Origin of the sequence: Aureispira sp. CCB-E, from assembly GCF_031326345.1 — a bacterium.
Lineage (GTDB): Bacteria > Bacteroidota > Bacteroidia > Chitinophagales > Saprospiraceae > Aureispira.
The window spans coordinates 5136056-5160441 of sequence record NZ_CP133671.1 but is presented as its reverse complement, the minus strand read 5'-3'; the positions used below and the strand labels follow the sequence as shown (position 1 = coordinate 5160441).

At 33.8% G+C, this 24386-nt stretch carries 20 protein-coding genes; 11 read left to right on the top strand and 9 right to left on the bottom strand.

The window, feature by feature from the left end; translation table 11 throughout:
• Positions 1–133 precede the first annotated feature (133 nt).
• The 6 genes from QP953_RS19915 (at position 134) to QP953_RS28620 (ending at position 3884) form a co-directional block, all read left to right on the top strand.
• On the top strand, positions 134–901 hold the full coding sequence (locus tag QP953_RS19915) for an energy transducer TonB (protein WP_052600051.1): 768 nt from the start codon (positions 134–136) through the stop codon (positions 899–901).
• Between the two features lie 252 nt (positions 902–1153).
• Entirely contained in the window at positions 1154–1696 is a 543-nt protein-coding gene (locus QP953_RS19910; protein ID WP_309552580.1) for a hypothetical protein, read from the top strand.
• A 24-nt stretch (positions 1697–1720) separates the two neighbouring features.
• Positions 1721–2113 (top strand): hypothetical protein, encoded by a 393-nt coding sequence (locus QP953_RS19905; protein ID WP_309552578.1) that lies wholly within the window; start codon positions 1721–1723, stop codon positions 2111–2113.
• Positions 2114–2233: 120 nt separating this feature from the next.
• Entirely contained in the window at positions 2234–2737 is a 504-nt protein-coding gene (locus QP953_RS19900; RefSeq protein WP_052600048.1) for a hypothetical protein, read from the top strand.
• A gap of 13 nt (positions 2738–2750) precedes the next feature.
• Positions 2751–3209, top strand: a complete 459-nt coding sequence (locus tag QP953_RS19895; RefSeq protein ID WP_052600047.1) for an NUDIX domain-containing protein — start codon at positions 2751–2753, stop codon at positions 3207–3209.
• A 543-nt stretch (positions 3210–3752) separates the two neighbouring features.
• Positions 3753–3884, top strand: coding sequence for a hypothetical protein (locus QP953_RS28620; RefSeq protein WP_408913542.1), 132 nt, complete (start codon positions 3753–3755; stop codon positions 3882–3884).
• Between the two features lie 95 nt (positions 3885–3979).
• Here the strand turns inward: QP953_RS28620 and QP953_RS19890 are convergent, their stop codons facing one another.
• The 7 genes from QP953_RS19890 to QP953_RS19860 all read right to left on the bottom strand — a co-directional run bounded on the left by QP953_RS19890 (position 3980) and on the right by QP953_RS19860 (position 11068).
• Positions 3980–5251 (bottom strand): HlyD family efflux transporter periplasmic adaptor subunit, encoded by a 1272-nt coding sequence (locus tag QP953_RS19890; protein WP_309552577.1) that lies wholly within the window; start codon positions 5249–5251, stop codon positions 3980–3982.
• Positions 5252–5253: 2 nt separating this feature from the next.
• Positions 5254–7464 (bottom strand): peptidase domain-containing ABC transporter, encoded by a 2211-nt coding sequence (locus tag QP953_RS19885; RefSeq protein WP_309552575.1) that lies wholly within the window; start codon positions 7462–7464, stop codon positions 5254–5256.
• Between the two features lie 13 nt (positions 7465–7477).
• Positions 7478–8509 carry a grasp-with-spasm system SPASM domain peptide maturase gene (gene gwsS / locus QP953_RS19880; protein WP_309552573.1) on the bottom strand — a complete coding sequence of 344 codons (1032 nt, stop codon included), beginning with the start codon at positions 8507–8509 and terminating at the stop codon, positions 7478–7480.
• A 2-nt stretch (positions 8510–8511) separates the two neighbouring features.
• A complete protein-coding gene (locus QP953_RS19875; protein ID WP_309552571.1) occupies positions 8512–8775 on the bottom strand; it encodes a hypothetical protein in 264 nt (87 codons plus the stop codon).
• A gap of 10 nt (positions 8776–8785) precedes the next feature.
• On the bottom strand, positions 8786–9754 hold the full coding sequence (gwsG, locus tag QP953_RS19870) for a grasp-with-spasm system ATP-grasp peptide maturase (RefSeq protein WP_309552569.1): 969 nt from the start codon (positions 9752–9754) through the stop codon (positions 8786–8788).
• A gap of 1 nt (position 9755) precedes the next feature.
• Positions 9756–10634, bottom strand: coding sequence for a CDC27 family protein (locus QP953_RS19865; protein WP_309552567.1), 879 nt, complete (start codon positions 10632–10634; stop codon positions 9756–9758).
• A gap of 194 nt (positions 10635–10828) precedes the next feature.
• Positions 10829–11068: a hypothetical protein gene (locus QP953_RS19860; protein ID WP_309552565.1), complete on the bottom strand. Its 240-nt coding sequence runs from the start codon at positions 11066–11068 to the stop codon at positions 10829–10831.
• A gap of 243 nt (positions 11069–11311) precedes the next feature.
• Here QP953_RS19860 and QP953_RS19855 point away from each other — a divergent pair, with 243 nt between their 5' ends.
• From QP953_RS19855 to QP953_RS19835, 5 genes are all read left to right on the top strand, one after another.
• A complete protein-coding gene (locus tag QP953_RS19855) occupies positions 11312–12592 on the top strand; it encodes a transposase (RefSeq protein WP_309552563.1) in 1281 nt (426 codons plus the stop codon).
• Positions 12593–13453: 861 nt separating this feature from the next.
• Positions 13454–16105 (top strand): HAMP domain-containing sensor histidine kinase, encoded by a 2652-nt coding sequence (locus QP953_RS19850; RefSeq protein ID WP_309552560.1) that lies wholly within the window; start codon positions 13454–13456, stop codon positions 16103–16105.
• Entirely contained in the window at positions 16106–16987 is an 882-nt protein-coding gene (locus QP953_RS19845; protein ID WP_309552558.1) for a response regulator, read from the top strand.
• Between the two features lie 112 nt (positions 16988–17099).
• Positions 17100–18089, top strand: a complete 990-nt coding sequence (locus QP953_RS19840) for a lipase family protein (protein ID WP_309552556.1) — start codon at positions 17100–17102, stop codon at positions 18087–18089.
• Positions 18090–18357: 268 nt separating this feature from the next.
• On the top strand, positions 18358–21723 hold the full coding sequence (locus tag QP953_RS19835; protein WP_309552555.1) for an FG-GAP-like repeat-containing protein: 3366 nt from the start codon (positions 18358–18360) through the stop codon (positions 21721–21723).
• A 119-nt stretch (positions 21724–21842) separates the two neighbouring features.
• On the opposite strand, the gene QP953_RS19830 is transcribed toward QP953_RS19835, so the two are convergent.
• Entirely contained in the window at positions 21843–21989 is a 147-nt protein-coding gene (locus tag QP953_RS19830; RefSeq protein ID WP_309552553.1) for a hypothetical protein, read from the bottom strand.
• 394 nt (positions 21990–22383) lie between these two features.
• Positions 22384–24255 carry a peptidase M61 gene (locus tag QP953_RS19825; RefSeq protein WP_052593464.1) on the bottom strand — a complete coding sequence of 624 codons (1872 nt, stop codon included), beginning with the start codon at positions 24253–24255 and terminating at the stop codon, positions 22384–22386.
• Positions 24256–24386 lie beyond the last annotated feature (131 nt).

Below are 24386 nucleotides of genomic sequence, written 5' to 3'. Positions count from 1 at the left end.
AAAATTGTAAATTTTGCTCTTGAGATTACTTATCTTCATTATACATAGCCCCTAAGATAGGCAAAGTGACCAATGACTGTAGTTTAAAATGAATTTGAACCTTAAAAGATAAAATAATATAAACCATGAACTTATGAAAAATAAAATGCTTATTTTTTCCATTATACTATTCTTTAATTTAAATACCTTTTCTCAAAGGTTATATTTTGAAGGTCTATATATGGCAGTTGTTGATTCAACAAGCTTGTCGAAGGAGAAAAAATACTTAAAATTTTATAAAAATAGAGATGTTGTAAGTGCAACATCTATAGGAACACCTCAGAAAGTAAAAAACTGGTTATTAATAGAAAGTGAGCATGTTTCTAAGGGTAAGTATAAAATCAAAAATGAATATATTTCCTTTTACTCAAAAAATAAATATGGCAAAGTAAAATATTCAGGGAAAATTAAGGCAAATGGCTCTTTAGAACTAAATAGCAAGAGTATGATAAATGGGCATGAAGCTCTTTACCTTTATAAATATATCGCTCCAAGTGAACTTCAAAAAGAGGAAAAAGTTGTAAACAAATCTCCTGTAAAAATATTTTCATATGAAGAGGTTGGTATAAAACCTAATTTTATTGGAGGAGAAGAAAAAATGTTACAGTTTATCCGTGAAAACTTATTATATCCGCAGGAAAGTATAAACAATAAAGTAGAAGGGGTTGTTTATGTCCGATTTGTTGTGGAAAAAGATGGAAAATGTTCAAATCCTGAAATCATAAAAGGATTAGATGAAAATTGCAACCTAGCTGTTTTAAAGATAATTGATAAAATGCCCCTTTGGAGCCCTGGAAAAGATAAAGGAGTGAGAATAAGGTGCTATTATGTTTTACCAATAAAATTCACTTTACCTCAATAAAAATAAAAGACTACAGCGATTAAGATTTATATCTTCATCTTATACTCAGATTTTATTTACTTTAAACAGACTCTCTACTATTATCCAATTTTTTAAGTGTTTTAATTCCTCTGATAAATCAGAATACTTAATTTGTATTTTGGCTTGCCTGATTTGATTTTGAGCCTTTCATATTTTGTGGATTTAAAGGTATAGCTTGAAGTGGGATTAAAACAACAGCTCATACTCGCAATAAAAAAAACAAAAATTCCCATGCTAGATTGGTTTAAAAAAGATAAAAAAACAACTAAAAAGGATACACTCATCTTTTTAAAAGAGTTAAGACTTCCTAAAATGATTTTAGAATTATTTATCGAATCAGACATTGCTAAAGAAAGTCCGTTGTCAAAATACTTTAGATTTCCATTTGAGCTATATGATATGGATAAAAAAAATCAAGAGGCTTGTCACATGAATATCTTTATACCGATTTTATGTGACATGAACTTTTACCAAATTTATGCTTATGATAAAATTAGAAAAGGATTCTTTACCTATGATATAGAAGCTCCTAATAAAGATTGGAGAAACGATGCACTAAGATATGCGTGGGAAGGAATTTTTATTCTTGATATTTTGTTTTGGTGGGAATGTGAAATACCAAATGAAGAAATTATTGCTTGGGGAGAAATGCTTAATTTAAAACATACCAAAGAAATACTCTGGAGTATTGAAAATGAATTAGAAAATTCTAAACCTGATACTACGAGAGGTTGGGAGAAAAGAATAATTAGAAAATTTAAATTTGATCAATAAATTCATGTAATTAAAACAAAAAAAATGGCTAGAGAACTTATCTTTAAAAAATCTGGAATGGATATTAAAAAAGCGATATCGTCTAGACTAACTTCTCTTCAAGAAAGACTTGACGCAAGAAATATAGAACTTGAAAAATTCTTGCAGCAACCTGAAAAAATTAGATCATATATTTTACGAAATACTCAATACAACTATGGGCATAGGCATGGATCTCCTAGTAGGCTATTTGGTAAAGAACATATTTCAGTTGAAGAAGTAGAAGAAATAAACCAAATGTGCAAAAGGATAATGGAGCTTGAAAATGAAATTAACAGTCTAAAGCTTGTTGCTAAACATCTTAATCATGATCAAAGTTTCGATTTAGGTTTTGAAGATCTAATAAAATATGGCTTTTCTATTGATGCTAAATTATAAACAAGAAAAGCATAGAAATACGAAAAAGAGACCAAGCAAACTAATTATTTTGCTACGGAAAAATATAAAAATTTTGTGCAAATGTTATCTGAAGATGAATAAAGATTTAAACTTTGAATAATGCCTAAATATCTACTATTTATCCTTGTGTTTTTTGTTAGTAAAGTATCTAATTGTCAAGTAGATACGGTTTTTGTTCTAAAGAAAGTATTAGAAGATAGTCAAACTATGATTGATGCTTTTCAAGCAAAAGATATTGATACTTTTATGGATTTTATACATCCTAAAATCATAGAGTTATACGGTTCTAGGGAAAACTTTAAATACGAGATGACTAAAGATTTACCATTGGAGATTATAGAAACAAAACTTTCATTTCCTAAAACTTTATTGGTTAATGAGTATAATTACCAATGTGTCCTTGAACAGAAACAAACGATTAAAGTTGATCTTCAAAAGATGTATACAATTAGTTCATTAGTTGGGATTTCTTATGATAAAGGCAAAACTTGGTACTTTATAGGAGTTTCAAAGAACTCATTTGAGCAACTTAAAAACACATTTCCAGAACTTGATAATAGATTAAATATTATGAGACAAACAGCCCCCATATTGATCGATTAACTATTTAGATTAAATGAAATTAAGCTCAGGTATTATACTTTATCGAAAAAAGAACCATAAAGTTGAATTCTTTCTGGTTCGCCCAGGTGGACCATTCTATAAGGAGCATCAAAATAACATTTGGACCTTCCCTAAAGGAGAAAAAAATGAAAATGAGTCTGAAGAAGAAGCTGCGAAACGAGAATTTAAGGAGGAAACGGGAATTGTTATAAATCAAGATATTTACCCATTGGGAAAAATAAAACTCAGAAAAGGAAAGTTAGTTTGTGCATTTTATTGTGAAAGAGATGTGAATCCACAATTAATCTCTAGTTCATTATTTGAAATGGAATACCCCAAAGGCTCAGGAGTAAGAAAGCGCTTTCCTGAAATTGCAGAAGCTAGATGGTTTATATTTGATGAAGTAAAAGAGAAAATTCATCCTAAATTACTCCCATTTATTGAACAGCTTGCCAAAAACTATATAGAATAGAGAAACGTGTGTGCTCACTCTCAAGTTTAACCATTTGTTGTATGGAATTTTAAAATAAGGCATTTTGTAACTGATTGTTAGGTATTTAGTGATAATATTTATTTGTAAATATAAAATTTAATCAGTTTCTTAAGAAGAGAGAAACTACTAATTATCAATATAGCTGAATATGGGGAAGTGGCAATTTTTTTTTATCGCAATTTTATTACTTTTTGAGGGAAGTTCCTCAATTCATGTTTAGCATTAAGTATGAATATAGCCCGAATGGGGAGTAAACTTGTAGCTCCAGTGGACGGAGTCTGCTCAATTGAGTCGGTTTTAGGGCAAAATGAAGCTAAAAAGGGAGATAATAGAGTAAAAACGGCTTCATAAAGAAGAAATAAGCTTTTTTCAGCTAAAATCCAACTACATATCTAAATTACAATAATGCATCTTGCTTTTTGTGCAAAAATAAACGAGGCTGCCTGATTTTTACTTTTCAGACATCTCAACGGAAAAGTTGAACGATCTAATCTTACTGATAAGACGGAATTCTATCAACTAATTGATTACGTAGGTGATATTGGCATTAGGAAAATGTTTAAAGAGTGGGAGATTTTTTACAACTGCCACAGACCCTATGGATCTTTGAATGGTCAAACACTATTAGATGTACTAAGAAAAAAACTGACTTAATTTTTTGATTTTGCCCCTCAAAAAAGAAGGGGGTAAAGTCAAAAAATGGTTACTTTATATTTGTCATGCTAGGTTCTGATTGGCACAATTAAGTATCATCTTTCAATTACCTCCAACAATCCAGCAAAAACACGCTCCAATAAAGTATATTCCTTCGTTTGTACAGCAACTGTCACACTCATTTTTTGCTGCTTAGGAATTACAATGCCATAATTGGTCACCCAATCTTGCGGAAGATCTAAAAGAATCTCATACTGGTTTTCAGTAGGAATTGGAGCAATCTTAGAAACCGTTGCAGACAATGTTCCATATTCTGCCGAAGGATAGTTACTAAAATAAACTGTTGCCTTTTGCCCAATGGCTATCTTCCCAATACCATTGGCATTCATTTTGGCTTTGAGGAATGACTTTTTTTGCGAGATAAGGGGCATTATGGTTACAACTGATTCAGTCGTTTTGATTGAACTTCCTTCTTGAAAGTTGCTACTAAGAACAACGGTTCCTGATGATGGAGCATGAAGGATATATTGCGTTTTCCATTGTTCGATTGCTGTTTTTAGAGCTTCTTTCTTTTTTGCAAATTCCGTTTCTAAGCGAAAGAAAAGATCGTGTCTTTGCTTGTCCGATTCTGGAATTTGAAGTTCAAGCTGCTGCACCTTTATCCTGTTAGAAATAATAGATGATTCCATTCGATGAAGTTCTCGTTCACTCTGCAAATACGTATTCTCTTTTTTCTCAAATTCCTGTTGGCTCATAACTCCATCTTGGAGTAATTGTTTAGAGCGTTCCAAGTCTTTTTTGACATTGCTTAATTCTTTTTCAAAGACTTCTTTTTGTTTTAATAAGGAAGCATTAAGAACCTTATTTTGCTTGATCTCATTGCGAATACCTGTAACTTGCTTCGTTGTTATGTCACTTCTCTTGGCATCCTTTATTTGTGTGTCTAAAAGAGCCAATTCTTGGTACAAGGTATTAAGTTCACCTAATTCCTTAGAACGTAAATCTTCATTGACAATAGAGCGTGTTTTTTGCTGTAAGAGACTGTCTAATGCCAAGACAGCTTTCCAATCAGTCGTAGATTCTAAAACAAGAAGAGGACTGTCATACTCAGCTGTGTCATTATTACCTACGAATAAGGTCTGTATGATTCCATTTTTTTGTGGAAATACATCAATAGGTGGGCGGTCTATATAGGTTATTGCTTCTGCTTGGAGTACATCTGGATAACGGATTATCGCTGTAATCCCTAAAGTAACGCCTAGAAAAATAAAAATTACAGTAATGCCCCAATAGGTAAGCCATCCTGGGGGATTTCCCATGGCTTGTTCTACTAATGTAAATTCAGATGATGGAGTGTTTTCTGGCATATTTATTCTTTGTTTGTTCCAACTTGTTCTACATCGAGTTGATTTTGAACTAACCTATAATATTTCCCTTGTTCTTGGAGCAATGATTTATGAGTACCTTGTTCTACGATCTGTCCGTTATCTAAAACCACAATTTGGTCCGCATTCATAACCGTACTCAGCCGATGTGCGACTACAATAACCGTTTTTGATTCAAGAAACCTATCAAGATTCTCTACAATTTTGCGTTCATTGGTAGCATCGAGCGAATTGGTTGCTTCATCTAGAAAGAGTACGTCAGGATTTTTGTAAACTGCTCTTGCAATCAAAATACGCTGCTTTTGTCCCTGCGATATACCACTCCCTTTTGAGCCAATCATGGTATTATATCCTAAAGGAAGATCGTCTATCAGATCACTAATGTTCGCTACTTCTATAGCGTGATCGAGCTTTTGATAATCAATCAAAGTGTCGCTCTCTGCAATATTATGAGCAATCGTATCAGAAAAAATATACCCATCTTGCATAACGGTTCCACACAAGCTTCTCCAGTAGCGTTTATCAACGGATGATAACGGTGTTTTTCCAACCAGTATTTTTCCTTTTTGTGGCTCGTAAAATCCAAGGAGTAATTTTAATAAGGTTGTTTTTTCACTTCCACTTGCGCCAACAATGGCGGTTGTTTTTCCTGGGGGAATTCTTAAATTAACATGCTGTAAGACAGCGGATGAAATGGGATTGTAGGAAAAAGATACATCTTGAAGTTCCAACTCAATGCTATTGGGGAGTTGTTGTGTTTGAATGACGTCTTGCGTATTCTCGTCTTTCTCAGACGTAATTTCGCTCATTCGCTCCAAGCTGATTTTGGCATCTTGTGCAGCGTAGACAAAGCCTATGAATTGCTGAAAGGGGGCACTTAGTTGCCCCACAATATACTGTACCGCAACCATCATTCCCAAGGTCATTTCCCCATTAATAACCGCTGTAGCTGCTATAAAGGATATGAGAATATCTTTGAGTCTTGAAAAAAGTAAAACTCCAAATTCTTGGTACTGGCGTAATGCTAAGGATTTAGTTTGGACACTAAAGAGCTTGGCTTGAATTTCGACCCATTTCCAACGTCGTTTGCGTTCACTTCCTTGCAGCTTTATTTCTTGAACCCCGTTGATGATTTCATACAAAGCCTGTTGGTTTTCGGATGCTTGCTGAAAGGTCATATAATCCAACTCTTTTCGCCATTTCAAAAATCCCCACACCCATAATAAATAGAGGATAGAGAAGAAGAAAAAAACGGCAAAAATAAGCGTGTTGTACATCAATAAGATAGCCGAAAAAACGACAACGGTAACAATAGAAAATAACATATTGAGAATAGAGCCTGTTAAGAAAGATTCTACTCGATGGTTATCGCTGATTCTTTGGTACAAATCCCCGACATTTTTTGCATCAAAAAAGCCTAATGGCAGCCGCATCATTTTGGCCAAAAAATCAGCAATCAAATTGACGTTTACTCTACGACCAATGTTAAGCACAATCCAAGACTGAATAAAACGAACAAATACTTGACTGATTGACAGAACCAATTGCGCAATGAGTACCAACCAGACAAAGCTTATATTTTGATTGTTGACACCAACATCTATCAAAGATTGGGTGAGAAAAGGAAAAATGAGTTGAAAGACTAATCCTGCCATCATACCCAATATAAATTGCAAAATGAGTCGCTTATAGGGCTTTATATATCCTATTAGATACCTCCATTTGGAGCTGTCTTGCTCTACCACATTTTCTTCATAGAAAGCAGGAGTTGTTTCGAGTCCTAGTACAATGCCTTTTTTTCCTCTATTACACCATCCTTTTTCAAAAAAAGATCGTTTTAATTTGAGTCTCCCTTCTGCGGGATCAGAAACCCATACGTATTTTTTGGAAATTTTGTAGACAACAACAAAGTGTTTTTGTTGCCAGTAGGCAATGCAAGGGAGAGGAAATTGCATCAGTCCAGGTACATCACCCTCTTTTGCATAGTTGAGCTGAACGGCAATAGTTCTGAAACCTATATTCTCTGCTGCTTCTGTAATACCCAACATAGAAACCCCTTCTCGTGTAATATAACTTTGCTCTCGTAGATACTGCAATGGAATAGATTTGCTATGCCATTGTGCAATCATTTTAAGGCAGGTTGGACCACAATCCATTGCGTCTAGCTGTTTATAGAATGGGAATTTTATGGGCATATTCTAAGCAGGGTTAAGAAGTAGGTTGAAGGTTATAGTATTGGATGGATTTTTCTTTTAATGGATTGGTACTCCAGTCTTCCCATTCGCACGTTTTGGGATTATACCCACATTTTAATGGCGCAGAATATAAATCCTCAGGATGCTCTAAGTACGCACGGCAATCGGTGCATATATGCCGAAACTCGCAGCCCTTACATTTTTCAATTTCATCTTTTTTGATGTTCCATACTTTTGTGAAGGCTGGATTCGAAATTACATCTTCTAATGAAGTATCATAAATGTGCCCAAAGAATTGTTGCATCGAGGGACAGTTCTTGATACGTCCTTGCGTGTCGATAGATATTTTTCGATTAAGACAGGTATTATGGTGTTGGGATTCTGTGAAAACAGAAATATGTAACTCAAAATAAAAGTAGTGTACCACTCCACAATGGCTTTGATCGGCTATCTTTTCTGTCGTATGCTTTAAGAATGGATATGTTTTGTGGTATGAGTAATTATCTGGAACAGAGTGAATAAACATCCATCTAAAACGGATGTTGTTGATTTTTAGTTGCTCTAATTCATCATACGATAGTTCTGCACTATAAGGAATATAGAGGTCGATAGAATCAATTATACTGTCAAATAGAGCTGCTCCAATTTCATGGAGTAAGTCAATATTGAAAATATCATAGAACCGTATTTCTATATGTGGACATCGCACACTTTCTAAGGCTTTTAGAGCATCTATGAGATTGTAATGAGACGATGAATTATAATCCAATATTGCGTTACTTATGGCATAAGGTGTATCAAATTCTAAAGGAATATCAGGAAAGAAATCACGTTCATTGTTTTCTATATCTAAGACCATCTCTAAACTTTTAAGCTCTAAAAGCATCTTTTTACTCAAGTTGTCTAAGGTTTCATACGTGCACTTTTCTTCTAAAAAATCTGCCAGAATTAACGGAATTAGACGAAGTTCTTGATGTTGTAAATCTATTAGGCAAGCTCTTTGTTGTCCTCGTACTACTTTACAGTTTGCAGCGAACAATTTCATGATTATACGATTTTATTAGGGTTTAATATTTTTGAAATAGCCTTAATAGGGACATAAATTTCTTTTCCCTCATAATTGTATTTCGACATTTTGATTGGTTTCACAGATAAAACAACATTCGCTTCCTTTTTCTTATCCTCAACTTCTATTTCTTCCTGATCAAGTGGTCTTAATATTTCCTCACTAAAATATAAGTCGGCAGGAATATTCTTTTTATCAATGCTTGTTTTTTCGGTTATATATTGTTCTAATTTGGAATTGAGCATGGTCATTTTATTATACGAGTTCTAAGGCAATTTTCTTTTCGAGTTGATAATTATTGATAGCAGAATTATAGCCGAATTGACCAATTGGATTTACTTCTAGAAAATGGAAGCGATTATCAAGTCCATAAATCAAATCTATAGAACCAGTTTTTAAATTGGAATCAGCCATAAAAAGGATGAGCTTATTTTCTATCGTTTTTGGTAACTGGAAGGGGACAGTTCGATTCATCCACTCTGTATCATAGCATCGGTAATCAACGGTAGTTTTTTTGTTTTGCTGTGAAAATATGGCAAAGCTGTAGCAGGTATCATTCAAAAAGAAGGTTCGTATTTCATACTTCTTTGGAATCATTGCTTGAAAAATAGTTAACCCAAATGTTTCAGGGAGAAGCTCCAATTGTTCTCGACTAACCTTGGCTGTATATTGAAAAAAACCTTCTCTTTTTTCATAATTATTGTACTCAAAATTAATATCCAAACTTTTGGTAATGACTTGTTGTTCTTTATCGTAAAAAGCCAAGGCTTCCCTTTTTCTTGTGGTAAATATTGTTTTCGGAATTGTTAGCCCTACTTTTTTTGCAGATTCGAGAGCAAGAATTTTATTAAATCGTCCACCTGCGTTTTTTCCAATAGCTTTTTTTCTAAACAAGGTATCAATAATAGTATCTATATGAGCAACAGAATGTGCTGCCATAAAATATTGAAGACTTGTATGAAAATCTTTAAATGTACCAGGATGTTTTACAAAGGAAGATATGCGAATAACACCACCTCTACAAAAAACAGATTCCACCTCATCAAGAGAAAAAATAGTGCTTCTTGTTTCGAAAATAATAGATTCTTTTTGAAGATCAATAGATTTAATATTGAGCCAATCTTTGTGTTTATGTAAGACTAAAAAATCTTTTCCAAAATAATCTAACCATCGCAAAATCTGCCTTGTAGAACCATCGTGTTGATGTGTGAGTACTAAAATCATATTAGTTGCATTTTTTGTTTAGGAAGGAGTGTTTTTTTACAAATTCATCATTTACCCATGGATGTAGATTGTATGTAGAAAACTTTCTTCTTTGACCTGTAAAGTAGATACTAAGTCCTATGTTCAATCTTCTTTCTACAATTCCTTCATAATCATCTTCTGTACATAGTTTCTGGGTATAAATGCGCATTGATAAATAACAAATATTTTTATTAACAAGATGCCACCTATCCATCATGTAAGCATAACCAAAAGGCAAAATATTACCTTTTTTCAATTCTTCGTACAGCAATTCCTTATAGATTCTGTGTGTTTTATCATCATTCAGTATATGAACTAAAATCAAATTACCATTATCTGTCCCAATCTTAGGGTATCCAGGATAGCTATATTTTTTTATTATATCTAATAACTTTTGTTGTATGTCTAAATCATTTTGGTGAAGTAATTTTAGGTACAAATCATTGTTCAATTCTTCTTGTGTGGCGTTTTTTCTATACAATTGATCCTGTAAACACAATGCAGCTATAGTGTCTTGTAACATTTTGTAAGTATCATTTTTAAATTGTTTGTCTACTTCTTTTTTGATAGATTTTAACTCAAGCGACAGTTTATCAAATTCACCTTTTTTTGAAAAAATTCTTTTAAAATTCTGAATTTCATTAGGGTTATGTATAAGGTAAGGAGTGAAGGAAATAGGTGTAGCAGAGCTTTTTTTTAGCCAATTATGGCAAGCTTTTTTTTTGCCTTGGAGTGCATAGCATTTTGCCAATAAATAGCTGTCTTTAGAAAAAGCCTTCTCTAGACGAAAGGCTCTTTTATAAAGCTTTTCTGCTTTTTTATACTCTTGTTTATAAAGCCAATATTCTGCCTCATTCACTAAATTGTGATATTGGATATAGTTTTGAGCAATAAGGAGATTATCTTTACTATTAAAGATATATAACAAGAATATTAAACAAACTAACCTCATAATATTTTATATTACATTTTTGTTGAAAGTTATCTTTCTTTTAGTTAAGAAATTAAAAGACTAAGTTGTTTTTAACAACTCAGTCTTTGGATTTTAAATAATTACTCTCCCGTAGGAGTCATATCTTCACAATCAAACTCTGCGTCATGACAACTTAATGTGTCACAGTTATCTGCACGAGCTTCATCCCAATTGTCATAAACAGTGCTTGCTTGAGAATCTACAGCTTGCCCATTTCTGTATGTAGCACTATCAACAATTTGTTTCCCTCCCATTACGTTTTTAAGGTTGTTGACTTTGAATGCTTCAAATTGACCGAATTTACTTTCTTGAATTTTCATAATTAAAATAGAATTTTAAAATTTGAGTTAGCTCACTTTCCGTAAGTGAGTTGAACGCCTGTGGGGTTTAATTTTGTATGATCAGGACAAAATGGGGGACAGGTATCCCTTATCTATAACTGACAGTAATAGCTTAAATATAATAGAATTAGACTCAGCAATTCTAACGATAAACAGAATTATATGATAAAATAATATTTAAGTTCATTGAAAAAGGAACGTACATTTACTAAAAAGTAAACGATGTACGACAAATTAGTAGAAATAGTATCCAAAGAGTTTCACCAAGTTCCAGACGATCGAAAAGGGCATACAGAATATTTGCTACATGATTGTTTAATGGGAGCATTTGCTATGTTTGGTCTAAAAGATCCATCATTATTGAGTTTTATAGATAATGCCATTCATCGTAAGGACAATTTAGAACAAGTCTTTAAAATTAGTAAGCTTCCAACAGATAATGGGATGCGAAAAATTTTAGATGCTGTCCAACCATCTGTTTTTCAACCTACTTTTAAAACAATCTTTGAACATTTGGAAAGGCTCAAAATACTCGAAAGTAGAAGATACTTAGACCAACATTTGCTAGTAAGTGTTGATGCCACAGGTACATTTTCTTCCAATAAGATTGGTTGTTCTCAATGTTTAACAAAGAAAAGAAAAAATGGTACAATAGAACATCATCACCAATTGTTAGCAGCGAGTGTAGTTCATCCTAATTTCAAGACCGTTTTTCCTGTTTTTGGAGAAGCAATAACGCGGCAGGATGGTTCAAAAAAGAATGATTGTGAACGAAAGGCATGTAAACGATTATTTCCACATTTACGCAGCATACTGCCAAAAGAAAAGATCTTAATTCTTTTAGATGCTTTATATGCTGATGGTCCAACTATTAAAGCACTTCAAGCACAAGATATCCAAATGGATTACATCATAGTAATCAAGGAAGGATATGTTTTGGAACAAGTTAAGCAACTTAGAAAAAAGGATAGTTTGCATCAGTGTCAATACCAGAAAAATGAAAAGACTCTGTGTCGATACAGGTGGGCATCTAACCTCATTCTAAATGGCGCAAACCAAGATATTATCGTAAACTATTTAGAATACGAAGAATATGATTTAGAAAAAGATAAAGTGGTTTATTCCAATAAGTGGATTACCAACCTAACTTTGACTAAATCAAATGTTTCATCTATTGCCACAGCTGGAAGAGCACGTTGGAAAATTGAAAATGAGACATTTAACACCTTGAAGAATCAAGACTACAATTTGGAACATAATTATGGTCATGGAAAATTCTACTTGTCAACAGTATTTGCTTTGATTATGCTATTAGCATTTTTTGTTGACCAGATTACAAGGGCTGTTGATGAAAGTTTTGAACAAGCCTTAAAAGAAGCAAAAACATTGCGTGATTTAAGGCAGAAAGTTCGAGTACTCTTTGATTTTATTCCTACTATTTCAATGAACTTAATCTATCAAATAATCGCTAGAAAGGTCAATATTCGACCTCAATTAGAATAGCTATTTGATATTATTATTATTTAATATATTTTCTTACATCGTTAGAATTGCTGAATTAGACTGATTCATATAAAGAAATAGTCTTATATCTAAAATGTAAATAAAATTTTGGAAGTAATATTATATCAATAGAGAGGAATTTTGGGTTATGGGTTGATTAAGAAATTAGAGTTGTTTACAATAATAGATTATAAAATAGATAAAATAAATATTTGTATTATGCTTTTACATTTAATTAACAAAATTAACTCTTTAAGTAGATGGACAAAATTAACCATCAGATAAAAGTTCTTTGAAAAATTGATACAAAACTCGTCATCGTAATTACGAACGATATTGAACAGAGCATTTGTTGGTAAGGTTTCACTAAGCTGTGTCAAAATTAAAAAAATAGTATTTTTTCAACGAAAGATCCCTCATAAAAAAGGGACTTTTTTGTTGAAGTTTTCTCGCATTATCGTATCTGATGGTATACTTGTTAAACCATAAATACATTTCAAAATCGGCTACTAAAACCCTCAAAGAAGGACTAAGCTTTCAAAAAAATAGCTACTTTTGCTGGTACCTTTGCTAATACGATGAGAAAAATTAAACAGGAAATAGAGTAGTTTTCTCTAAAGGAAACCTAAGTTGTATAGGCAATTTCTACTGTTTGGGGGGCATTTAACCGATAGAATAAAATAATTGAATAAAAAGATTGTTGCGTAATTTCGTGGCAATCTTTTTATTTTTTCATTGAAAAACTAAATTTAGGGTAGGGACCATAATGTCCCCCTATAATATTCTAAATTTATTTGTAAATATAAAATTTAATCAGTTTCTTAAGAAGAGAGAAACTACTAATTATCAATATAGCTGAATATGGGGAAGTGGCAATTTTTTTTTATCGCAATTTTATTACTTTTTGAGGGAAGTTCCTCAATTCATGCACAGACAAAGGCTTCTGTCTTTGATGCACCATCAGATTCTTTGTTTAGTAATGTTTTTTGGTACCATTGCCAAATACTGGAGTCTACAGATTTAGGAATGTTGGAGGAAGCTTGCGAGCAGGAAGCGTCCAAACGATGTGAACTTAATTTAGCAATTGCAAGAGAACTAAAAGCTATTTTTGATAGCCAACCCTATGTTAATGGCTTAGATCCAACGATGTATGCCCCGCATATTGAACAGCTTTTAATCTTAGGAAAGGAGGCACATGAAGAAGGTCTGTATAGCATCCAAATGTCGGTTTTCCAATGTATTCAATTTGTTTATCAATATGGTTTAGGAGAGGATGGAGAAAAGGTTATTGAGATTGGTGACGCTGGCATTGAGTATTATAATAATTTGACCTCGAAACAGCAAGAAACGATAAAAACAGCGATTTGGATGTTGTCAGAGTTTTATTACAATAACCTATTGGTAAGAAGTTATCAAGAGAAATATGACTTGGCTAAGACCTATTATGAAGGGGCTTTATATTGGGGAGAGCAAGCTTATCGCAAGTCTCGAAATCCCAAACTTAATGTAATTCGATATGCAAGACCATTATTAGAAATTGGAGAAAACTATGCTCAACTTGGTAAACTAGATTCTGCCATTCTTTATATTAACAAAGGCATTGTCGAAGCAAAAAAACAGCAACATACTCAAATGTTGTTGGCTTTATATTCAGGAAAAGCCACCACCTATTTGTATAAAGAAAATTATCAGAAGGGATTAGAAGCATATCTTGAAATGAAAGATATAGCAAAGGAAATGGATTGGCATCAGGGAATGTTGGGGGCTTTATGTGGTATTGTGAATGTTACCGAAATACTTCGACAATACGAAAAAGCTAGAGCTTATAAAACTGAAATTTTGGAGTTGTATCGTGAAAATTCAGAAATTCCACTAGAAAGCCGAATGGATGTTTTGAGAAAAATAAGAGAACTTTTAGAGTATCAAGAACAGTGGGATAGTGTTATTTTTTATACAAAAGAGCACCTAGAAATTGCCAAAAGTTATGAAATACCTTCTGAAATATTTGATGCACACATTGCTTTACATCAATCTTATGTCCAAACTGGAGATTCAATAAATGCAGATTTGCATTATGTGGAATCCTCTAAATGGATAAATCTTATCAACTCCAATATTATTGTAGGAACAGGCGCTTTTTTGGACATGGCAGATTATGCCTTGAGCAGGGCAGATTATCCAACAGCTATTAAGTATATGAAAAAGGCATTGCCCCTTGCTCAAAAAGTGAATAATGCGGTAGGAGTACATAATATCTTTGTGGGTTTATGTGAAAGTTATATTAAATTAAATGAGATGGATAGTGTGGCAAAGTATTTTGACTTTGCAGAAACCACAAAAAGTGCTTTTATTGCTATGCATCAAGATTCTCTTGTCTTTTCTTTGCAAGAAGAATATGAAACGAAAGAGAAAGAACAGGAAATTGTACGATTGAATGAAAAAAATAAATTTACAGAACAACTAAATCAACTTTATATTGGTTCTACATTATTGGTTCTAATTATCTTATTATTAGTTGTTTACTTGTATCGAAAACAGAAGCAAACTTCCAAAGAATTACAAGAACTACAGTATACCAAAGATCAGTTATTCTCTATTATAGCACACGATTTAAGAACTCCATTTAGTGTTTTGATTGGTGTTTCAGAAAATTTAAGCAAGCACTTGGAAGAACAAAATTTGCAGGAATTGGAAAGTTCTTTATTAAGCATAAGAGACTCTTCTAGTAATGCTTATTTTCTATTTGAAGATTTATTGGGATGGACAAAAACTCAAACAGGACAACTTTTATTTGCTCCTAAAACTATTAGTTTGCAATCGAGTATAAAAGAGAGTCTCGGTTTACTTCGAAGCATGATTGAGTTTAAAAATATTAGGATTGAAACTAAATTAGCATATAACTGGGTGCAAGCAGATGCTTATATGTTGAATACAATCTTTAGAAATCTAATTACCAATGCAATTAAATTTTTAAAGATAAATGGAACCTTAGAAATTTCAAGTAAACAACAGGGTGGCTTTATTTTGATAGAGATTAGAGACAATGGTGTTGGAATGGACAAGAAAACTTTGCAAAACTTACTTGAAAAAAAGGGAGAGAAGCAAGGTTTGGGAATGTTATTATGCAAGGAATTTGTTCTTAAAAATGGTGGAGAAATAGGAATAGAAAGTACCTTAGGGCAAGGGACAGTAGCTTGGTTTACCTTACCAATAGCTTATCCTAAACAAGAAAATGAACCATCATCAGCAATCAAGAATAATGTAGGGATAATTAATATTCAACATGAATTACCATCCTTTTCTTTGGAAGAGAAGCAGATCTTGCAGGCGGCTTTGTTGGAGTTGGAGAATTTAAAAATATTTTATGCTTCTGAAATTTATCAAGTTCTTGAAACAATTGAGGTTAAGAATAATAGCAACATCAAAGATTGGATGATTATGATTGATAAAAGTGTCAAGACAATTGATGAAAACCTTTATTTGGAATTATTAGAGCAAGCAAAAATAAAATAGATGAGTAAGATACTGGTTGTTGATGATGATGTTAACAATAGAAGTTTGGTTATTAATACGTTGAGGGGAAAAGAAAATCCTTATTCTGTATTAGTTGCTTCTAATGGTAAGATGGCAGTAGAGGTGGCTAATCATGCTTTGCCCGATTTGATTTTGATGGATTGGGAAATGCCGATTATGAATGGAATTGAAGCGTTAAAGATATTAAAAGCAATTCCTCTTACGGCTTCTATTCCTGTAATTATGTATACTGGAATTATGACGAACTCACAAGCTTTGGAGAAGGCGTTAGCGGCAGGAGCTATTGATTTTTTGAGAAAACCAGTAGAGCAAATTGAATTACTGGCGCGAGTCAAAGCCATTCTGACTTTGCAAAGTTCTATTCAAGCCCAAGTACAAGCAGAAAAAGATAAAGCCAGTTTGTTAGAAGAGCTAAAGTTGCAAGAACTCTCCCAAAAGACGAAAGAATTGGCAGGATTAGCACTACAAATTGATCAAAGCCACTCTTTCTTAAATACAATCTTGAAAAAGTTAGAGCTGATCCAGAAATCAGGGAGCGTTCCAGAAACTAAAATGGAACTTCGAAAACTAGTTCGGTTGATTGAGAATAATATAAACTCAGAGGATCACTGGAATAGTTTGAAAGATCGAATTGACAGTATTTACGGTGGTTTTCTGGGGCGCTTAGCTGAGAAGCACCCCCATCTTAGTAATGGTGATTTGAAACTTTGTTCTTTTATCAAGCTGAATTTGACTCGAAAGGAAATTGCAGAAATTTTGGGTGTCACAACAGAGGCAATTAAAAAAGGGAGAAGCCGTCTTCGTAAAAAACTTGAATTATCGCCAGACTTACGCTTAGATATTTACCTGAAGCAAATTTAATCTAGGACTTTACCCTTTTTGTCCCCCTTCTGATTTTGCTTTCGACCTACTGTTTATATACATTTGTTGTAATGATATTTATTAAATTTATTTACAATAAAAATATATTACGATGGGTTTTTCAGACTATCAGATGCTATGTGCCTCTAGCATAGCTTATGAAATTAATAATGGGATATTTATACCTCCTACCAGCGGAGCAGCTTATGAGGAGTATAGAGCATTAGGAGTGGTTCTTGATGTTAAAGCTATTCAATTTGGAGAAGCGGTTTGCCTTTTATTGGAGACAGAACAGGGAATTATCATTGCTTTTAGGGGAACTATTAGTCATGAAAAGTTGGATTGTCCCATGTTGGATGATTGGCTAACGAACCTTCAATTTAATTTTACTCATTGGGAAGGAAATGTTGAAGTACATTCAGGTTTTGCTTTTGAGTTACATACTATTTTCGATGAAATAAATAGTACTATAAAAAATTGGGGGACAACAAAAAAACTATACATAACTGGACACAGTCAAGGAGGAGGAGTAGCTGTATTGGCAGCATATAAGCTAAAGGAAATAGCGTATGACGTGGAAAAAGTAGTTGTTTTTGCTGCTCCAAGTGCAGGAGGGAAATCCTTTATGGAGCGTTATAATAATGACTTGGGATTAGAATCCAAAACTACTCGTTATCAACATGCAGGAGATATTGTACCTATGTTACCTCCAGACATGGGGAGTGTGCCAACGACTCAATCAGCCATTGTTCAGAATATCATTGAAGTGCTTATAGAGGCAATTACAAAAGCCAATTATATCAAGGACGCAAGTAATGTAGATGATAGTTGTATTTTATTTGGTCTTAGATCTTTTGAAATGTTACTTCGAATTTTTAAATCTATAAAGACTGGTACAGCAAGTACCGATATCAAAGCAGCTATATCCTATTATTCTGTTGGAAGAATTAAATTTATTGAATTCAACAACAAAATAGAACCCCAAATCAGTTACTTTAGTCAAGTTCTGAACCTCTTAGCAGTTTTCCTAGAAGGAAAAGGTGGCAGTTTTGGCGATTGCCACTCTTTGAGAATAGGATATGCACCCGCTTTGAAAAAATAAAAGTCTAGAGTCCCCCTTTTGTCCCCTTTCGTTTTTTGTGCTTCTTTTGGAATACATCTACTTTTGTAATACTACAATATAAATTGAAATTTTTTACAAAAATAAACTCATTTGATCACTGAGTTTATTTGGGTAAAGTCTATAACAGCCTAGGTTGGTTACCTAATCTAGGCCTGTTATTCCCGTGCCCAAAATGAAGGTTTTGCTAAGTTTTAATTGAAGTCATTAAAAAACAAGATAATATTTCTTTACTCAAAAAATAATAATTATGAAAATAATGAGAACAATAAGTTTATGCTTAATTGCGCTAATATGGTTTGGTCTAGAATCTAGTTATGCACAACTCCCAACGGGATACGTACAACAAATAGGAACCTCTATACGAATAGATACGTCTAGCACAGGGCGATTGAGTTCTCCTTCTGCTGTGGATATTGATAACGATGGTGATTTAGATATTTTTTCTGGAACGAATCAAGGAAAAGTTATTTTTTATGAAAATATAGGTAGCTCAACCAATCCTATTTGGCAATTAAATAATACTCAAAATCCATTTGATACGGTAGATGTGGCAGGAACTGTTACCAATGAGTTACAAATTACATTCACAGATATAGATAATGATAATGATTTTGATGCTTTTACTTCTGCTAAATTAAATTACAGTAATTACCAAGTAGATGATGTGATTTTTTGGGAAAATACAGGAACTGTTACCAGTCCTATTTTTACTCGAAGAGGAGGTCTTACTAGCAATAGCAGTGGTGCATCTCCTTTAAATCCTCTAGATAGGACACAACTTGGCAATTTTCCAGGAACGGGCTTTGCGGATATAGATAATGATGGAGACTTGGACATGGTAGGAGGAAGTGGTTCTTTACAGTACTTTGAGAACACTGGAACCGCTAATAACCCTGTTTTTGTAGAGCGAGCAGGTGCTCAGAATCCTTTTGATGGTTTAACAAGTGGTATATTTTTACATCCTGATTTAATTGATTATGATGGTGATGGAGATATTGATCTAATGTTGGGAAATAATGCAGGAGGAGTGGAATTTTATGAAAATACAGGAACCGTTACAACGCCTAATTATGTATTAATGACTCAAAGTCCTTTTGATACGATTGATGTTGGACAATTTTCAACAACTGCTTTTGGTGATTTTGATAATGATGGAGTGTTAGAATTTTTAGCAGGAGAGTACAATGGAGGTTTTTATTATTTTGAACCAGATTATCCATGTCCGACCGTTAATATAACTAATAACCAAACTACTTTTTGTAGTAACGAAGGACCAATTGCTTTAACCGTTGATTCAACAGGAGGTACATTTACTGGATCAGGCGTTACAGGAACTAGTTTTTCTCCAATCTCAGCAGGTATTGGAACGCATACGGTGACTTATACTTATTCGAATGGATCAGGATGTACCGTATCGGCAACCCAAAATTTCACAGTAATTGCTTCACCAACGGTAATGGCAAGCAGCACAGACACAGTAGTGTGTTCAGGCGAGTCAATCACCTTAACAGGAATAGGAGCGGCAAGTTATGTATGGGATAATGGAGCAGTAGATGGAATCGCTTTTGTACCAAGCGGAACAACAACGTACAATGTAACAGGAACGGATGGTAATGGTTGTAGTGCAATAGGTAACTTAACGATAACAGTAGATACCTTACCAATAGTAATGGCAAGTAGCACAGACACAGTAGTATGTTCAGGCGAGTCAATCACCTTAACAGGAATTGGAGCGACAGGTTATGTATGGGATAATGGAGCAGTAGATGGAATTGCTTTTGTACCAAGCGCCACAACAACGTACAATGTAACAGGAACAGATGGTAATGGTTGTAGTGCAATAGGTAACTTAACGATAACAGTAGATACCTTACCGACGGTAATGGCAAGCAGCACAGATACAGTAGTATGTTCAGGCGAATCAATCACCTTAACAGGAATAGGAGCGGCAAGTTATGTATGGGATAATGGAGCAGTAGATGGAATTGCTTTTGTACCAAGTGCCACAACAACGTACAATGTAACAGGAACAGATGGTAATGGTTGTATAGCAATAGGTAACTTAACGATAACAGTAGATACCTTACCAACGGTAATGGCAAGCAGCACAGATACAGTAGTATGTTCAGGCGAATCAATCACCTTAACAGGAATAGGAGCGACAGGTTATGTATGGGATAATGGAGCAGTAGATGGAATTGCTTTTGTACCAAGCGCCACAACAACGTACAATGTAACAGGAACAGATAGTAATGGTTGTAGTGCAATAGGTAACTTAACGATAACAGTAGATACCTTACCAATAGTAATGGCAAGCAGCACAGACACAGTAGTGTGTTCAGGCGAGTCAATCACCTTAACAGGAATAGGAGCGGCAAGTTATGTATGGGATAATGGAGCAGTAGATAGAATTGCTTTTGTACCAAGTGCCACAACAACGTACAATGTAACAGGAACAGATGGTAATGGTTGTAGTGCAACAGGCAACTTAACGATAACAGTAGATACCTTACCAATAGTAATGGCAAGCAGCACAGACACAGTAGTATGTTCAGGCGAGTCAATCACCTTAACAGGAATAGGAGCGGCAAGTTATGTATGGGATAATGGAGCAGTAGATGGAATTGCTTTTGTACCAAGTGCCACAACAACGTACAATGTAACAGGAACAGATGGTAATGGTTGTAGTGCAACAGGCAACTTAACGATAACAGTAGATACCTTACCAATAGTAATGGCAAGCAGCACAGACACAATAGTATGTTCAGGCGAGTCAATCATCTTAACAGGAATAGGAGCGGCAGGTTATGTATGGGATAATGGAGCAGTAGATGGAATTGCTTTTGTACCAAGTACAACAACAACGTACAATGTAACAGGAACAGATAGTAATGGTTGTAGTGCAACAGGTAACTTAACGATAACAGTAGATACCTTACCAATAGTAATGGCAAGCAGTACAGACACAGTAGTATGTTCAGGCGAGTCAATCACCTTAACAGGAATAGGAGCGGCAAGTTATGTATGGGATAATGGAGCAGTAGATGGAATTGCTTTTGTACCAAGCGGAACAACAACGTACAATGTAACAGGAACGGATGGTAATGGTTGTACAGCGAATACTCAGCTAACCATTCAAGTAACAAGTATTGATACAAGTCTAAGCTTAGTTGGAAATACATTAATGGCAACGACAATGGCTGCGACATATCAATGGGTCAATTGTGATAATAATCAATGGATTAATGGTGCAACTAATTCAACCTTTACACCTGATTCTACAGGAAACTACGCCGTTATTATTACCAACAATAACTGTGTAGATACATCAAATTGTTACAATATTTTAGTTGTAGGGATGACAATGTTAAATAGTCCTATATTTGATTCAGTTAAGGTGTTTCCAAATCCTAATACAGGCACTTTTACCTTAGAATTTATAAATGCTAAATATGAGTCTAAGACGATTGAAATTATTAACTCGGTAGGGCAAATTGTTTATCAAACGACTACATCAAATGATAAAGAGCAGGTTCATTTGCATAATATAAGAAGTGGCTTGTATGTAATTTATATCAATGGTTTATATACTCAAAAAATAATTATTAAATAACATCAGAAACGTTAAAATATTTATAGAGGCTGCCCTTTTCAGACAGCCTCACTTAATTTTTCTTATGCCAAATAGCTTCTGAAGAACTTGTTTAAATTTTCACTAATTGGTTTAACGTGTTAGGGTTTCCAATATAAATCAAAATGCTCTGTGTTCTCTGCGAATTGCATTTTTTTAGGTCCAAGTACTTTTTTGAAAAACTCCTTGCCATTTTCTATGGTGTAGGCTTCACTTCCCAAAGCCATAAAAACAGGGGTATTCTCCATTAAATGAATTGATACTGGGACTTCTCTTATTAGGAAGTGTCAGCTACTCAAAATTGAGTAAAGTAATAAATTCCCGAGTAAAGCAAGCTTTAAACTTTAAACGGATACAAAGTAGTAATGTACCACTTTCTCAAGGTAAAATATACTATGGGGAAAGATGGGGCATTGAAGTGTTTTTCTCTGCGTGTATAAATTTAGAAAAGGCTACTAATTTAGGATTTACAGAATTATACGGTAATGAGGTAAACGAATTAAGAGATCAAAATTGTACGTAAAAGTAGAGGAATTGAAACAAAAAGCTCTAGTTTGTAAGAACCTATAAAACATTGCAAAAAAAATCCCTTGCTGTGTTCAAACAACAAGGGATTTTTAGATTGAGCGCGAGAGCAATATTTTATTTAGACAACCAGCGTTTGCGCATTCTTAGTTGCTCGTCAGTTGGATTTTCTACCATTCTGAAAACGTGTTTTTTCATAGTGGGAATTTTAACAACTTCAATATTTTTTTCAATTTCTACTTCTTTTCCATTTTCGTCTTTACGAAGGATAACAATATTTAGATTATCACCTGCTTTGACACCACCCAAGAAGCCGAACAAAACAGCCGATGCTGTTTTTATAGTAAATGGTTTTCCATCCCATTTTAGGATAACATCATCTTTTTGTAGTCCAATGAATTCTTTTCCAAATTTATCCAATTTTTCGTGTTTACGAATATAAAAACGATCTAGGGAATCTCTTCCAATAACGCCATTTTCAATTCCACCAAGAGGAGAAATTTCGTCCACAGTTGCTTCTTCTAGGTATTCGACACCAAATGGCTTTACAAAGACGTTATAATCAGGTGTTTCTGTTCCTTCGATATATTTTTCAAAGAAACTCTTTAGTTGTTTGAAGCCTGTAATTTCAATTATTTTTTGGAACAACTCTTCATCTTTAAAAGGAGTGTCTTGACCATAAAAGCCAGACAAATCTCTTAGTAGCATTTGAATATCGTATTTACCTTTGGATAGTTTTAACAATTCCAAATCTAGACACATTGCCAGGATAGCTCCTTTATAATAAATATTCTGGTATTGCTTTGCATAAGGCTCTACCAAACAGTTTTTACTCATTTCTGTTAAAGACATCCCTTGTTTGAAGCGATTGGAGTTTTTCAACTTGTCACGTAAGGTTTTTAAGAATGCTTCGTCAGAAACTAAATCATACTTAGCTTGCATATGTTGAGCCATATATTCGATGACACCTTCATACAACCACAAATGTTTTGACATTTTAGGATCCACAAAGTCAAAGTTATGAATTTCTTCAGAGTGGATATACAAGGGAGTCACCATATGAAAAAACTCATGAGAAGCAATATCTACAATCATTTTTGAAATTTTTTCAGGCTTTTCTTCAATCAAACAGAAGAGAGAAGAACGTGCGTGTTCTAGAGCACCCGCAGCACCTGAAGGATAACCAGTAGGAGATAAGTAGATGATAAATGAATAGCGATCTACTGGAAGAATATTTCCTAAATATTGATTTTGTGCTTCTAGCATTGGACGTACCTTTTCGGCAACATCTTTAGCCGTTACAAGTCCATTGGGAGAATAAACAGAAATTTGAATGTCTCCATACCCCAATTTGAAATTCACGGTATCTGGCACACAATACATGATAGGTGCATCTACCAATTCGTGATAATCTTGAGCTTTAAAAACGTCAGAGTCAAAATCACCACCGATACGTTTTAATGATGTTGTCGCATAAAAATTAGAAGGGCGATTGTACGTAACGACATAGGGTAATTTTTCCTTGCCTTCAAAAAAACCAAAACACCCATTGGCACTCAAAACATAATTTTTTAAAGCTTCAATATTGGTTCCACTTGGTTCAAAAACAGCTTTGCGAATATCTGCATCCCAGCTATCTTGAATCAAGTAAGTGATTCTGTAGATCTTTTTACCAGCAATTTTCCATGTATTTTGATCAACTCTCTCTACTCCAAATTCACGACCTTTTTTATCAAAAGCTTTTAGGCTGCTTACAAACTGACCATAATCAGAAATCTCGTAAGTGCCAGGGATAATCTTAGGAAACTTAAATGTTAAATCCTTATCTGTTATTTCATTGGGAACAATAAGCTCAACTGATAATTGATCCTCTTGAACATTATTTAAATCAATGTTATATTGATACGCTTCTGTTTGTTCGGCTTGTTGCGCAATTAGCGCAGCATTTGAAATAAATAAAAACGATAGGAGTAATGCTAAAAACTTCATAGATTGAATTTTAAATTTTCGCAATCAGCTAATGAAAGATGTTTTAAAAATCATTGACGGGCTATTTTGCACCCTTAAAATATGTATTTATTTGAAGTGAGTTCTACTTAACAAAGATAATAAAAAAGTAT